Source organism: Streptomyces sparsogenes subsp. cuspidosporus (genome assembly GCF_039532705.1).
In the GTDB taxonomy this organism is placed as follows: Bacteria; Actinomycetota; Actinomycetes; order Streptomycetales; family Streptomycetaceae; genus Streptomyces; species Streptomyces sparsogenes.
The window spans coordinates 46,114-60,493 of record NZ_BAAASD010000041.1 but is presented as its reverse complement, the minus strand read 5'-3'; the positions used below and the strand labels follow the sequence as shown (position 1 = coordinate 60,493).

The 14,380-nt window shown below is 72.1% G+C and carries 9 protein-coding genes; 4 read left to right on the top strand and 5 right to left on the bottom strand.

The features are described 5' to 3' along the window. Window positions 1–20: 20 nt before the first annotated feature. Complete coding sequence (locus ABFY07_RS33860) at window positions 21–1,508, bottom strand: aldehyde dehydrogenase family protein (protein ID WP_346178160.1); 1,488 nt, start codon at window positions 1,506–1,508, stop codon at window positions 21–23. 374 nt (window positions 1,509–1,882) lie between these two features. Here ABFY07_RS33860 and ABFY07_RS33855 point away from each other — a divergent pair, with 374 nt between their 5' ends. The 4 genes from ABFY07_RS33855 to ABFY07_RS33840 all read left to right on the top strand — a co-directional run bounded on the left by ABFY07_RS33855 (window position 1,883) and on the right by ABFY07_RS33840 (window position 9,487). Further along, entirely contained in the window at window positions 1,883–3,310 is a 1,428-nt protein-coding gene (locus ABFY07_RS33855; protein ID WP_346178159.1) for an MFS transporter, read from the top strand. An 84-nt stretch (window positions 3,311–3,394) separates the two neighbouring features. Continuing rightward, a complete protein-coding gene (locus ABFY07_RS33850; RefSeq protein ID WP_346178158.1) occupies window positions 3,395–4,051 on the top strand; it encodes a maleylpyruvate isomerase N-terminal domain-containing protein in 657 nt (218 codons plus the stop codon). 222 nt (window positions 4,052–4,273) lie between these two features. Continuing rightward, window positions 4,274–8,845, top strand: coding sequence for a hypothetical protein (locus tag ABFY07_RS33845; RefSeq protein ID WP_346178157.1), 4,572 nt, complete (start codon window positions 4,274–4,276; stop codon window positions 8,843–8,845). After that, window positions 8,846–9,487, top strand: coding sequence for a hypothetical protein (locus ABFY07_RS33840; protein WP_346178156.1), 642 nt, complete (start codon window positions 8,846–8,848; stop codon window positions 9,485–9,487). It begins immediately after the preceding gene. A gap of 114 nt (window positions 9,488–9,601) precedes the next feature. Here ABFY07_RS33840 and ABFY07_RS33835 read toward each other — a convergent pair whose 3' ends face one another. From ABFY07_RS33835 to ABFY07_RS33820, 4 genes are all read right to left on the bottom strand, one after another. After that, complete coding sequence (locus ABFY07_RS33835) at window positions 9,602–9,763, bottom strand: hypothetical protein (RefSeq protein WP_346178155.1); 162 nt, start codon at window positions 9,761–9,763, stop codon at window positions 9,602–9,604. A 122-nt stretch (window positions 9,764–9,885) separates the two neighbouring features. Beyond that, the gene (locus tag ABFY07_RS33830; RefSeq protein ID WP_346178154.1) at window positions 9,886–12,018 is read right to left on the bottom strand and encodes an ATP-binding protein; all 2,133 of its coding nucleotides are present in this window, start codon (window positions 12,016–12,018) and stop codon (window positions 9,886–9,888) included. A gap of 5 nt (window positions 12,019–12,023) precedes the next feature. After that, window positions 12,024–13,853, bottom strand: a complete 1,830-nt coding sequence (locus ABFY07_RS33825; protein WP_346178153.1) for a hypothetical protein — start codon at window positions 13,851–13,853, stop codon at window positions 12,024–12,026. Beyond that, entirely contained in the window at window positions 13,850–14,380 is a 531-nt protein-coding gene (locus ABFY07_RS33820; RefSeq protein WP_346178152.1) for a hypothetical protein, read from the bottom strand. The genes ABFY07_RS33825 and ABFY07_RS33820 overlap by 4 nt, the downstream gene beginning before the upstream one ends.

The window sequence follows — 14,380 nt, the reverse complement described above, 5'->3', positions numbered from 1 at the left end:
GTGGGTCTCCCGGTGGTGCGTCAGTGGGCCCAGGGCAGGGGCGTGGTGTCGGTGCCCCAGTACAGGGACTTCTGCCGCTGGTAGGAGCGGATGAGGTCGCGGCCCTTCTCGGTGCCGAGGCCGCTGTCCTTCATCCCGCCGAAGGGCGTGGAGATGGAGAACTGCTTGTAGGTGTTGATCCAGACGGTTCCCGCGTCGATGCGCCGGGCGAGCCGCCAGGCGGCGCGGGCGTCGCGGGTCCAGATGCCGCAGGCGAGCCCGTAGACGCTGTCCTCGGCCTGCCGGACCAGGTCGTCCTCGTCGTCGTAGGGCAGCGCGACGAGGACCGGGCCGAAGATCTCCTCCTGGCAGGCCCGGGCGGAGTTCGGCAGCCCGTCGACGACGGTCGGCAGGTAGTACGCGCCGGCGGCGTACGCCTCGCCGTGCGGGGCCGCGCCGCCGCACAGGACCCGCCCGCCCTCGGCCCTGGCGAGGTCCACGTACCCGGCGACCGCGTCGCGGTGGCGGTGGTGGACGAGCGGGGCGACCTGGGTGTCCGGGTCGGTGCCCGGCCCGACGCGCAGGCCCCGCACCCGCGCGACGAGCTCGCCGAGGAAGGAGTCGTACCGGGACCGGTGGACGAAGAGCCGGGATCCGGCGACGCAGGACTGGCCGCTGGAGGAGAAGATCCCGAACATGACGCCCGCCAGGGCCTGCTCGAGGTCCGCGTCCTCCCGCACGATCGTCGGCGACTTGCCGCCGAGTTCCAGCGAGACGGGGACGAGCCTGCCGGCGGCGGCCTTGGCGATGGCGCGGCCGGTGGCCGTGCCGCCGGTGAAGCCGATGCGCCGGACGAGCGGGTGGGTGACGATCGCGTCGCCGACGACGCCGCCCCGGCCGGGCAGCACGGACAGCAGCGCGGTCGGCAGCCCCTCCTCGGCGAGCACCCGGTGGACCAGGCGGCCGAAGGCGAGCGAGACGAGGGGTGTCCATTCGGCGGGCTTGAGCAGCACCGCGTTTCCGCCGGCCAGCGCCGGGGCGACCTTCTGCGCATCGGAGGCGATCGGTGAGTTCCACGGGTTGATCGCGCCGACCACGCCGATCGGCTCGTACACGCTCATCGTGACGTACGGCCCCCGGGCGGGGGTGAGGGAGTCCTCGGCGGTCTCGAGCGCGGCGGCGGTGTACCGGAAGGTGCCGGCGGCGCTCACCGCGAGCGCCCGGGTCTCGGTGAGCGTCTTGCCGGTGTCGGCGGTCTGGAGGGCGGCCAGCTCGTCGGCGCGCTCCTCGATCAGGTCGCCGATCCGGTAGAGGACGCTGGCCCGGCGGTGGGGAAGCAGGTCGCGCCACGCGGGCGCCGCGGCGGCCTCGGCGGCGGCGCGGGCGGCCTCGTCGACATCGGCGGGCGAGGCGGCGTGGACGGTGGTGATCGGGGTGCCGTCGGCCGGGTTCACGGTCTCGATCGGCGCTCCCCCACCGCGCCTCCAGCGCCCCGCGATGAGGATCTCGTCGACTGGGACGCGTGCCATGGCAGGGCCTTTCGAAGGGGGTGGGAGGGGACCTTCGAGGACGGCCGGCCCGGGGCCTCGGCAGCGATCTCGAAGTGCTCAATATCTAAGGTCTTAACTATCTTGACCGCAAGAGGACCCGGCGAAGTTTTTTCCCCGACGTCACGACGAACCCTTGACGCCACAGGTCAGAGGGGGGATAAAACTTGAGCACTGAGAGATTTAGTGCTTAGTCATACGGCCCGGCGGTGAGCACCGCCGGCACCCCCGGTTCACCGCCGCCTCACCGCCGCGCGGGCGTACGGCTGCCCAGCCACCGCCCCACCGGCCCGAACCGTCCCGTGCGTATCCTGTGCCTCCCGCGGCACCCGTGCGCGGGGCCGGAGGACAGCTCCATGACGACCGACACTCCCCATGCCACCGCAGGCCGCCCCGCGGACACCGCGGCGCTCACCGCCGCCATCGGCGCCCGCTTCGAACGCCTTCCCCTGTGCCGCTGGCACGTCACCGTCCGGCTCATCATCGGCGCGGTGACCTTCTTCGAGGCCTTCGACCAGCTGCTCATCGCCTACGCCCTGCCCGAGCTGCGCGCCGAGTGGCAGCTGTCCACCGGGCAGACCACGTCTCTGATCACGATCGGGTCCCTGGGCATGCTCGTCGGCGCGCTGCTCTCCGGCCGGCTGGCCGACCGCGTCGGCCGGGTCAAGGTGATCGCCGCCTGCATCGCCCTGTCCAGCGTCTTCAACCTGCTGCTCACCCTCTGCACCTCACCGGGGCCGTTCATGGCGCTCCGCTTCGTGCAGGGCCTGGCCATCGGCGGCGAGGTGCCGGTCGCGGCCACCTTCATCGCCGAGATCACCCGCGCCCACCGGCGGGGCCGCTTCGTCCTGCTGTACGAGCTGGTCTTCCCGGCCGGCCTGACCGCCTGCGCCCTGCTCGCCTGGTGGCTGATGCCGCTGCTCGGCTGGCGCTGGATGTTCGGCCTCGCCGCCGTCCCCGGCGTGCTGTGCCTGCTCGTCGCCCGGTACGTGCCCGAGTCGCCGCGCTGGCTGGCGGACCACGGCCGCCACGAGGCGGCCCTTGCCACGATGGCCTCGATCGAGGCGAAGGTCGAAAAGATCACCGGCGAGCCGCTGCCGCGACCCGCGTCCGTGACGCCCACCCCACGTCAGAACGGGGGACAGACCACAGGACAGACCGCAGGCCGGGGCGGCCTGCGGGAGCTGCTCTCCGGCCGCTACCGCAGGCGCACCCTGGTCGTCAGCGTGCTCTGGTTCACCGGCTACTTCGTCAACTACGGCATCTCCACCTGGCTCCCCACGATCTACGGCGCCCGCTTCCACCTGGACCTCTCCGACGCCCTCCTGTACTCGACGGTCACGTCCTGCGCCGGCTTCGTCGGCTGCCTCGCCGTCGCCCTCACCGTCGACCGCGTCGGCCGCCGCCACACCCTCGCCTGGTCCCTCGGCGCCGCCGCCCTGTGCCTGCTGCTCCTCGGTCTCTTCGCCGGCGGCTCGGCGGGCGGCGTGCTGATCTGGACCTCGCTGGCGGCGGTCTTCTTCTTCGGCGCCAACATCTGCCTGTACCTGTACACCCCCGAACTCTTCCCAACCCGCGTCCGCGCCCTCGGCACGAGCGTCGGCGGCGCCATGAACCGCCTCGGGGTCATCCTCGGCCCGATCGTCGTCGGCGCCGTGTACGCGGACGGCGCGCTCGGCACCGTCTTCGTGACGCTCGCCGCGGTCGCCCTCGTCGGCTCGCTCACGGCGGGCGTGGCCGCGGAGGAGACGAGCGGACGGCAGCTGGAGGATGTGGCGCCGTAGGGCCTGTCACCGAAGGGGGCGCGCCGCGAGCCGCCCGCCCTTATGCGGTTGTCCGCCGTCGCGGCACCCCACTACCGTGCCGGGGTGGACCTCTTCTCACGCTCGTGGGCGGCGTTGCGCGCGGCGGTCGCCGACCTCCAGGACGAGGACTTCGCGCGGCCCTCCGGCTGCACCGGCTGGCTCGTACGGGACCTGGTGTGCCATCTGGTCATCGACGCCCAGGACGTCCTGATCACCCTGGCGACCCCGGCCGACACGGAGCCGACCCGCGACGCGGTGACCTACTGGGAGGTCGCCCAGGCGCCGCCGGCCGGCGACGACCCGCTGGACGCGCTGACCGTGCGCCTCGCCGCCGCCTACCAGGAGCCCGGGCTGCTCACCTTCCACCTGGACGACGTCGGCTCCGCCGCCGGCCGCGCCGCCGAACTCGCCGACCCGGACCTCCGGGTCGGCACCCGGGACGTGGTCCTCACCGCGCGCGACTACCTCGGCGCGTACGTCATGGAGTGGACGCTGCACCACCTCGACCTCATCGCCCACCTCCCGAACGCGGCACAGCCGCCCGCCGAGGGGCTCGCCCGGTCCCGCGAGATGCTGGAGAAGATCGCCGGGACCGTGTTCCCCGCGTCGTTCTCCGACACGACCGCGCTGCTGGTCGGCACCGGGCGGCGCGCCCCCACCGACGCGGAGCGGGCGGAGCTGGGCGAGTTGGGCGGGAGACTCCCGCTCGTCCTCGGCTGAGAGCAGCGGCCTGGCGGGGGGCGGTCCGCTACCACCTGACTTCGTGAGGCCGCCCGGCGGCGAAGACGGTCCGGGAACACGGGGGTGACGGTCCGGTCACGCCCGTGCTGCCACCCTTCCTCGGGGGTGTCGACAGGACACCGCGTTCCTGCCGGCACCGACATGCCGTGGGAGGGGTTCCGTCCGATGCCACCGCCGAAGGCTCTCGCTCAGCGGCCGAGGATGGCGAAGTCGGTCCCCGCCCCCACCCAGGAACGGCCGGAGGTACACAGCCCCGCCAGGCCCCCCTTCGCTCCCTCCAACGCGGCGGCGGCCGCCGCCCTGGCCGGCGGGCCCAGACCCGCGCCGCCCGCAGGGCAGGACATGGTCGGCAATGGCGCGATCGCGGCGGCGCGCCGTGCCGAGCCCGCCCCTCAGCGGCCGCCCGCGGCCGAACCGCCGGCGGTGGACACGCCGGAGGCGAAGACACCCGACGCAAAGGCACCTGACGCGAAAGCACGCCCCGGCCCTGACGCGGATCCGAAGTTCGCGACGCTGAAGAAGGACGTGCAGCGCAAGAAGCGCTCGGTGGCGAGCTCGCACCCGCCCCCCAGGGCGGAGGCGGGGGCCGCGCAGGACGCGGCCCGGCCGCCCAAGGACGACGAAGAGGCGCAGGGCAAGACCGCCAACGCCGAGAAGATGAACGAGGCGAAGCCGAAGGAGTTCGACAAGGACGCGTTCATCAGGGCGGTCGAGAAGGCGATCGCCGAGAAGGCGCCCAAGAACCTCGACGAGGCCGACAAGTTCGCCGACTCCGGCAAGGCCGACGAGGTGCGGGCCGAGGTGCACGGCAAGGTCGGCGAGGGCAAGACGGACTCGGCCGAGCAGATCGCCACGACGACCGCCGCTCCCCCGGACACCTCGGCGGCCGTGCCCAAGAAGGTCGTACCGATGACCCCGGACCGGCCCCCCGGGACCCCGGGCACGCCGAATCCGGCGAACGCCGTACCCGACAAGCTGCCGCCCTCGGCCACCGACTTGTCCGCCGGACCCGCGCAGGTCGACCGGCAGATGGCGGACGCACAGGTCACCGAGACGCAGTTGAAGAAGTCCAACGAGCCCACGTTCAAGAACGCGCTGGGTGAGAAGAAGGCCGCCGAACGGCACTCCGAGGTGGCCCCCGGCCGGATGCGCGGGCACGAGAAGAAGGAACTGCGCGCCGCCACCGCCCAGGCCCAACGGCTCGGCACCGCCGCCATGGGCGCGATCGGCGCCCAGCGGGTGAAGACCGGGCAGCAGGTCGGCGCGGGCAAGACCGGTGCCAAGGGCCGGGACGAGGAGAAGCGGGCCCAGGTCACGGCCATCCTTCAGGGCGTCTTCGACACGATGAAGAAGGACGTCGAGGCGATCCTCGACGGCCTCGACAAGCTCGTCGACGACCAGTTCGGCAGGGAAGAGAAGGCGGCGCGGGACGCGTTCACCGCCGAGCACAAGCGGAAGATGGAGGAGTACAAGGACCGCCGCTACTCGGGCTGGACCGGCAAGGCCCGCTGGCTCCGGGACCTGTTCGCCGGGCTGCCCGCCGAGGCCGACAAGATCTTCGAGGAGGCCCGCGACAACTACGTCCGCCGAATGCGGCAGGTCATCTCCGACGTCGCCGACACCATCGGCGGCGAACTGAACCGGGCGAAGCGCCGCATCGCCCAGGGCCGCGCCGAGATGCAGGCCGCGGTGCGCAAGCTCCCGGCCGATCTGCGGTCCATCGGGCAGCAGGCGGCCGCCGAGTTCACCGACAAGTTCGACGAACTCACCCAGTCCGTGGACGACAAGGGCACCCAGCTCGTCGACACGCTCGCCACCAAGTACACCGACGCGCTCAAGTCCGTCGACGACGAGATCGCGGCGGAGAAGGAGAAGAACAAGGGCCTCGTCGCCAAGGCCGTGGACGCGGTCAAGTCCGTCATCAACACCATCCTGGAGCTCAAGCGGCTCCTGCTGTCGGTCCTCGCCAAGGCCGCGTCGGCGGTCATGCTGATCCTCAAGGACCCCATCGGCTTCCTGCGCAACCTGGTCTCGGCGGTCGGCGCCGGCCTGCGGCAGTTCCTGGCGAACATCGGCCGCCATCTGCAACAGGGCGTCCTCTCCTGGCTCCTGGGCAAGACGGCCGAGGCGGGCATCGAGCTGCCGTCGAAGTTCGACGCCCAGGGAGTCCTGCGGATGCTCGCCTCCCTGCTCGGACTGACCTGGCAGAACATCCGCTCCCGGATCGTCCGCAAGGTCCCGAAGATGGAACCGGCGGTCGCGGCGGCGGAGACCGCGGTGCCGCTGGTCGCGGAGGTCCGCAAGCGGGGCGTCGCGGGGATGTGGGACGACCTCAAGACCCGCGTGGGCGACCTGAAGAAGGACCTCCTCGACAAGGTCATCGCCTACGTCACGCCGACCATCGTCGTCGCCGGGATCACGTGGATCATCTCGCTGCTCAACCCCGCGTCCGCCTTCGTCCGCGCGGTGAAGCTGATCATCGACATCGTGCGCTTCATCGTCACCCAGGCGCGCCAGATCTTCGAGTTCGTGAACGCGGTGCTCGACGCGGTCATCGCAATCGCGAGAGGCGGCAGCGGCGGCGTCCCCGGCCTCATCGAACGCGCCCTCGCCCGCTCCATCCCGGTCCTGCTGGGCGTCTTGGCCGGCATCCTGGGCGTGGGCGGCATCGCCGCCAAGGTCAAGCAGATCGTCCAGGCGATGACCAAGCCGGTGAACCGGGCGGTGGACTGGGTGATCGACAAGATCGTGGGCCTGGTGAAGAAGCTGTGGGCCAAGATCAAGGTCAAGTTCGAGAAGAAGAAGCCCAAGCCGAAGCCGAAGCGCCGCCCGGACCGGAAGCGGCCGGGCAGGCCGCGCCGCCGGAGGCGCCCGGACCAGCGGCGACGTCCGGACCGGCGGAGGCCGAAGCGGAAGGACCGGCGCGATCCGAGGAAGAAGCGTCCCGACAAGCGGTCCAGGAAGGACATGCTGCGCGCCCTCGACGCCGCCGTACGCGAGGCGGCGCGCCTGCTGGACACCAAGTCGGCGACGGAGGAGACCATACGACGAGGGCTTCCGGCCATCAAAGCGCGCCATGGACTCTCCCGCATCAAATTAGAACAAGCGGCCCGAAACACCTACTTCATCACGGTCGCCATCAACCCAGAGAAAAAGACCCCGTTCAAGAGGCTCTTCCCTTACAAGATCGGCAAGGCTGCGGCGTCGACCGGGCTCGACGATGCCGCCGGGTCGATCGGCGCTCTGCGCGAAATCGACAACCCCATGGGGGTGAAGCACGCGGTCGCCTTCGTCATCACCATGGTGGCGACTCCCAATGAGGTGAAGGCAAAGCCGAGGGTCGCCGCGCGTTATCTCGAAGAGGCGTGGAGCGGCTCCCCCGAAAAGAAGGCGGCCTGGGCGAGGACCGCCGTCATCATCGGCGTCAACTCCGCGAACCGCTTGGACCCGGAGCGCTCGAACGCCGGCGTCCCTGCGATCTCCCAGGCACTGGGGTCGATCCTACGGCCGGACGAACTGCGCATGATCGCGTTCGGCTTCGTCTGGACTCCCGAGTGGTTCGATGTCAACAGTAAGAAGACCGTTCCGTTCAGCACCGTGAAGAACACGTACGTCAGCTTGGACGACGCGCACAAGAAGGCCGCACGTGACGTGGAGGGGAAGGGCATCGGCAGCAAGCGGGCGAAGGCGGTGCCGTACGGGCTCCTGCGCGAACGTGTCTTCACGTCCACGCACACCAAGCGTGCGGTCGCCGTCCTCAGCAAGGTCAACCAGCAGGTGCAGGTCCTGAGCCAGGACCCTGACGGCGGAGTCCGCGCTCCCAAGGGCCGCGGCGTGCTCGCCGCGTACGAACAGATCCTCCACGTCATCGCCGGTGACCCGATCATGATCGTCGGTGGCTACGACTTCGAGGAGCTCCACTGGGAGGAGGGCGCCCAGGAGCGGGTGGTCCAGTTGACGCAGCTCGCCAACGCGGTCGACCGGGCGGTCCGGGCGGCCGTCGCCCGGCGTATCCCGGAGATGACGTATCCCACCGAGCCCAACACCCTGGTCAAGGTGTGGGACGAGGATCGCCGGAACGGCGTTTTCCAGATGATGCAGAACCGGGCCGATGAGGCGGCCAGGAAGGAACTTCCCTTTGGTTTCGGTGAAGGGGAAGGGCGTAGTTTCCGCAAGTGGCTGTTGCGTCTCTACGGCAGCGCCTTCTCCATCGTCCATGACCAAAGCGCGTCCGTCAGCTCCGATGCGAAGCTGCACGACCCTGGTCGCAAACTCGCGGTGCGTGGACCGAGCGCGCGCAGCAAACGCCACATGGCGTACGCGATCATGCTGCAGTCGCAGTCGATGGCGAACGCCCAAGTACTGGCCAACGAGCTCTTCCTGGCGAATCAGGGATTGGGTCTCCCGGCCAAGAACTTCGTGCGGGCGGAAGTCTTCTCGCATGTGGAGGCCGTCATCAAGATGATGGTGGACAACCCTGACCTGACGGTGGATGACCCGAAGATCAAGAAGCGCATCGAGGCAATGGAGAAATCGGTACAGAAATATCTCGAAGAGAAGATCCCGCCGGAGGAACAGCGCAGATCCGGGGATCAGAGACTGCACGACATCCTGGTCAGGACGGAGACCATGACGCGCGAGATCGTCACCGCGTTGACGGCGGAGGAACTCAAGAGTGTCTGGCGCAAGCTGAGCGTCCTGCTGCAGGAGGCCAAGAACGAGGCCGAGAAGAACGCGGAAGCAGCGAAGAACAAGAAGACGGGGAAGAAGTAAATGGACGAGTCCGCACTCCGGCGGCTGCGGACGGAGGCGTCCCGCGCAGACTACTCCTCGATGGCCCGTCTGGCACACGCCCTCTACGAGAACGGTTTGTCCGTGCCGGAGGTCATGCGCGAGTGCTACGGGGTCGATCTGCCGACGGAGTTCCTCGTACTCGCCGAGGTCGATCTATGGCGTCTCGACCTTCTGTTCGTGTGTACCCGTCAGCCGTGGTGGCTGGCCGTCCCGCCGACCCGGGGCGGCCCTGTGACCGCCCCGGATTCCTCCGCCGGGACGGAACGGAAGCTCCTCGCGCTCGATCCCGATCTTCTGCCCCTCGGCTACACCCTCGGCACGAACAGCCCACCCTGGCATAACAGGGAGGTGGTCTGCTATCGGCTGTCCGAGCTCGCCGCAGGCCGGGCGACCGTCTTCCGGCTGCGGGAGAAGACCACTCGTCTGGACAGGGTGAAGCAGCGAGGCGAATCCCTGATGACGGTACTGGAAGAACTCCACGCGGCAGAACTGCGTGAGACAGAGCGTCAGGTGCACGACTTGGACATCGGCGCCCAAGAGGAGCTTGTGGGGGCGGCACGGGAATTGATCGAGCAGGTCGAGGAGCTGCGGCGCAAGGTCGCGGCACGCGAGGGGGAGTGAGCGCGGCCCGGCCCGTGGGGCGTGGCCCCAGCGGGCGCGTATCCACTGCCATCGCGAGCTTGTCACTCCAGGCAGTCCGCGCCGCCCACCTCCCCGACTTGCTCTCAGGTTTCTCTACTGCCGTTGGGTCTTCAGCGGCATGACGAGCAGCGGTACAGCCGGGGCCGCCTGTGCGGCCGCTTTGGCCATGGCCGCGTTGCCGAGCTGGTCCTGGGCGGCGGCCGACGCTGTCCCAGCCAGCGCGTGCATGCCATGGGCCACTGCCGCATTGCTCACCGGCACCGGGGCCGGCGCCGGCACCTGGCGGGTGGCCGTCGCCGTTTCCTGGGTACGCGCCGGTGGGACGGGAGCCACTAGCCGGTGGAGGGAGAGCGGGGGTTCGGTGGGCAGCATCGGCGTCACCCCTTGGACGTGTCGCCGAGCAGGTCGGCGTACGGGCCGAGTTCGGTCGGGCGGAGGAGGCGCGCCTCGCGCTGGAACTGGCGGGCCACCCCGCGCACCACATGGCGCATACCGATAACGGTACTGCCGGCGTCGGCGGCGGCAAGGGCGGCGGTGCGGGCCGCCGCGGTGATGCCGGCGCCCGTCATGTCGAGGCGGGCCAGGGCGTCCAGGTCCACGTCGGGGGCGAGGGGGGCTTCCTCGGGGAAGGCGATGCGCCACAGGCGGCGACGCTCGGCGGCGGACGGGCGGGGGAAGTGGACGACGAAGTGGAAGCGCCGGGTGAAGGCCGGGTCGATGTTGTCCTTGAGGTTGCTGGTGAGGATCACCAGACCGTCGCTGGCCTCCAGGCGCTGCAGCAGATAGCCGACCTCGAGGTTGGCGTACCGGTCGGTGCCGTGCTTCACCTCGCCCCGCTTGCCGAACAACGCGTCGGCCTCGTCGAAGAGCAGCACCGCGTGGCTCTCCTCGGCCTGCCGGAACGCGGTCTCCATGTTCTTCTCCGTCTCCCCCACCCATTTGGAGACCACCTGGGCGAGGTCCACCTTGAGCAGTTCCAGGCCGAGCATGCCGGTGACGATCTCGGCGGACATGGTCTTGCCGGTTCCGGGCTCCCCGGTGAAGAGCGCCTTGACCCCGCCATGACCCGAGCCGCGGGCGAAGCCCCAGCTCTCGGCGATGCGGGGCCAGGCGCGGAAGGCCGAGGCGATCTCCAGGATCTGGCGGAACTGGACGTCGGGCAGGACCAGGTCGTCGACGGTGCGACGGGGAACGATCGAGTGGACGGCGCTGCCGCCGCGGCCGCGGGTGACTGTGGCGATGGCGGGTTCGACGTGGTCGGCGAGCGGCTGCGGGTGGCCGTTGCCGGCCAGGCGTGCCCCGGCGGTCGCGACCGAGGCGACGGCGCGCAGTTCGCCGCCGTTCATCCGGTAGCGGACGGCGAGGTCTTCCAGGAGGGTGCCGTTCAGGTCCGGGAGGGCGGCCGACCACATGGCGCGGCGGTCGGTGAAGCCGGGGACGGGCACGGTGAGTTCGGCGTAGGCGCGCGCGGCGAGCAGGCCGGGCGGGCGCCATGGTTTCAGGCCGGTCAGGCACACCGGTACGCGTGAGCGCGGCAGCGCGGCGGACACCGCGTCGGCGTGGTGCCGCCGCGACTCGCCGTGCAGGTCGTCGGCGGGGATCCACAGCACCGCGCCCAGCGCGGCGGCCGTCCGCAGGTCGGCCTCGGGGTCGTCGGTCAGAGTACGCAGCGGTGCCCCCGCGGCCCGGGCCAGCGCCTGTGCGGCGTCGAGCTGGCCGTCGGGCGGGCAGCCCCACAGCCCGGCCAGGTCGATGTCGCCGGAGCCGAGGGCGCGGCCCAGCCGGGTGAGTTCGTCCGACGAGAGGTACGGGGACAGGACGCGCGGCTCCGGCGGCGCGACCTCGCCGGGGTCGTGGCCGAGCAGTCCGACGTCGCCGCCCCAGCCCAGCAGGAAGTCCAGCACCCCGGGGCCGACGACCAGTTCCTGGGCCAGTTCGACGGCGGCCTCCCCGTGCGGGCGCAGCAGGCCGTAGCGGCGCAGCGGCCCGGCCGGGCCGAGGCTCCGGCGCAGGGCCAGGCGGGCCGCCGCGCTACCCGCATCTTCCTCGGCCTCTTCGTGTCTCAGTGCGCCCACCGTCACCAGCAGTTCGACGCTCGGCAGGCGGCGGTTGAGGTTGTCCACGATGTACGCGTAGATCCGCTCGTACCCCCGGTCCAGTTCGACCGCCGCGGCGAGGAGCAGCGCGTCCTGCTCCGCACGGGTCAGGCCGAAGCGGGTGGCGAGCGCGTCCAGCGGCAGTGGCGTGCCCTGGGCGGACGCGCGCCGCCTCAGGTCCCGTTCGGCGTCCGGCTCCACCCGGCGGGGGGCGTACGGCTCGGCCATGGTGTCGGTGAAGGCGTGCACCTCGCCGAGCAGCACCTCGACCTGCTCGTCAGTCACGCAGTACGGGGTGAGGTCGGGCCTGGTGAGGCGGGCGGCGAGCCGGGCCTGACGCTCGACGGCGGCCCCGAGCGCCCGGTGCAGGCCGGCGAGACGGATCCGCAGGTGCTCCACCGCTGGTTCGCCCATGCCCGTCACCCGGCCGAGAAGGTCAGGGTCCGGCCGCCCAGCCAGGCCACGTCGGGCACATCGGCGAGCAGGCCGCCGGCCAGGAGGTCCGCGTGGCGCCGTCCCCTCGGCACCCGTACGCGGACGGCGCCGGGCTCGTACCGCACCGTGGCCTCCAGGTCGGCGAAGCGGACGAGGGCGGCCGTCGGATCGGGCGTCTCGCGGTCGCGCCAGAGCGTCCAGGCGATCGTGGCCAGGCCGAGCCCCGCGGCCAGGGTGACGGTGCGCTCCAGGCCGCCGTCCCGCGCGAGCGGCACCGCCCGGCGCTCGGTGGCCAGGGCGGTGACCAGGTCCGCGAGCCGTTCGGCGTGGTCGGGCAGCTCCGCGGCGAGGCGCGTGTCCGGCGCCGTGCCCGCGCCGGCCCACAGCGGTGTGCGCCAGGGCAGCCGCACCACCGGGTCGCCGCGCAGCGGCCGTACGCCGGTGAGGAACGGGACGCCCGCCGCCGCGAGTTCGCGCAGGGTGCCGGGGGGCAGGGGGCCGTCGCAGAGCAGCACGGGGGGCCGTCCGCAGGTCTGCCAGTGCGGCAGCAGCCCGGCGGCCTCCGCCGCCCAGGCGACCGGGAACATGCCCTGGGCGTCGACGAGGAGCAGCCCGCCGTCGACGTGGGTGGTGCCCGTGATCAGGAGCGGGTCGGCGGGGTCGTGGCCGCGGCCCACCGACAGCGCCAGGACGCCGTCGAGGACCGGGAGCGCGGGGCGGACCCGGCGGGCGAAGTCGGCCAGCCGTTCCTCGGCGACGGGCGGCGCGAGCCCGGCGAAGGCGGCCGCGGCCTCGGCGTCCCCCTCGGCGCGGCGCCAGCCCCGCGCGGTCACGCCCAGCACCTTGTACGCCAGTGCCGCCGCGAACAGCGGTGTGTCCTCGGCCAGTTCGATACCCGCCAGGGCGGGTCCGATGGCGTCGAGGTATCCGATACGCGCCAGGGGCCCGGCGAGCAGGAAGGGCAGCACGGACCGCACCCGTACCTCCCCCGTGGCCCGCGCCCCACGGGTGTCCTCCGCCGCCCGGGGCGGCTCCCCGGCGGCCCCGGCGGCCCGGTCAGCCCGGTCAGCCCGGTCGGGCTGGTCTCGCGGGCCCGCCGGGAGCCGCGCAAGCCGTAGCGCCTCCTCGCGGTCGGCCGATGCCAGGAAGCCGGCGAGCACCCGGGGCAGGTCCGCCGCGTCGAGGCCCGCGACCGCGGCGCGCAGCCGCTCGGGCAGCGCCTCGGCGGGCGCAGGGCCCGCAACGGGGGCGCGGCCGACGAGTTCGGCGAGCAGGCGCGCGGCCGCCGGGTCGTCGGCGCCGAGCAGGGCGAGGAGGTAGGTCCGCAGCGTCTCGTCCGGCAACAGCGCGAGCAGCGCGTCCAGTTCCCCGCGCTCGGCGAGTTCGGCGAAGAGCGCGGCGGCGCCCGGGACGGTCCGGGGTTCCGGCTCCGCCGCGAAGGACTCCGCGAAGGCGTCCTGGAGGGACGCGGCGTCGTCGGCGGGCGGCTCGGCCGGGACTGCCACCACCGGCACCGGCGCGAAGTGGACCTCGACGGGCGGGCCGCCGCCCGGCGGCCGGCCGGGCCCTCGCGGCCGGCCCTGCCGGACGGTGACGGTCAGCGGCTCGGTGATCTCCACGTCCGGTCCGTCTTCCGCCAGCCGCTCGGCGAAGTGGTCGGCCAGCAGCTCCGGCAGGGCGTCGACCACCTGGCGGACCAGGCCGCGGGGGTCGGGCCCCCAGCTCCACCCACCGCGCCGGACCACCGTCACGGTGCACCGGCGCACCGTGATGTCGCCGGTCCCGCCGACGGCCGGCCCGGTGGGGGCGCTCATGTCACCGCCGCCTTCTCCAGGTGGCCCGCCCAGCCGGCCGGGAGCACCAGCACCCCGTGCACGCTGCCCGCGGTGAGGGTCACCGGCAGTTTCACCTGGGTCTGCTGGGCGGGGATCTCCCCGGCGAGCACATGGGTGTCCTGTTCGTCGGAGACCAGGGCGACGACGGGGGTGGGGCGGGCCACGGCCACCTGCACGGTGACGGTGAGCCCGTCCTTGGCCAGCGCGATGCCGTCGGTCCACGACGGGAGACGCACCAGCGCCGGTTTGGGTCTGCCCTCACCCGTCACCTCGACGCCGAAGGACAACGGGTCGGTGAGGGCGGCCGGTTCGTCGTCCACGGCCGCCACGGCGAGGTCCCGGGCGTTCAGCGGAAGGGTCGCGGTCCGGCCTTGCCCCAGGGAGACGCGCAGCGGCAGCGCGCGCCCCACGAGGGCGGCCACATCGGCCGGGGCGGCTACGCCGGTCAGGGCCAGCGCGCCCACGACGTGGCCCGTGTCGGCCGCGTACACCACGGAAAGAGCCAT

What these genes read in the sequence shown, in the direction of transcription:
- ABFY07_RS33860 (WP_346178160.1), bottom strand. Translation starts at nt 1,508, where the DNA reads ATGGCACGCGTCCCAGTCGACGAGATCCTCATCGCGGGGCGCTGGAGG.
- ABFY07_RS33855 (WP_346178159.1), top strand. Translation starts at nt 1,883, where the DNA reads ATGACGACCGACACTCCCCATGCCACCGCAGGCCGCCCCGCGGACACC.
- ABFY07_RS33845 (WP_346178157.1), top strand. Translation starts at nt 4,274, where the DNA reads ATGGCGAAGTCGGTCCCCGCCCCCACCCAGGAACGGCCGGAGGTACAC.
- ABFY07_RS33840 (WP_346178156.1), top strand. Translation starts at nt 8,846, where the DNA reads ATGGACGAGTCCGCACTCCGGCGGCTGCGGACGGAGGCGTCCCGCGCA.
- ABFY07_RS33830 (WP_346178154.1), bottom strand. Translation starts at nt 12,018, where the DNA reads ATGGGCGAACCAGCGGTGGAGCACCTGCGGATCCGTCTCGCCGGCCTG.
- ABFY07_RS33825 (WP_346178153.1), bottom strand. Translation starts at nt 13,853, where the DNA reads ATGAGCGCCCCCACCGGGCCGGCCGTCGGCGGGACCGGCGACATCACG.
- ABFY07_RS33820 (WP_346178152.1), bottom strand. Translation starts at nt 14,380, where the DNA reads ATGGCTCTTTCCGTGGTGTACGCGGCCGACACGGGCCACGTCGTGGGC.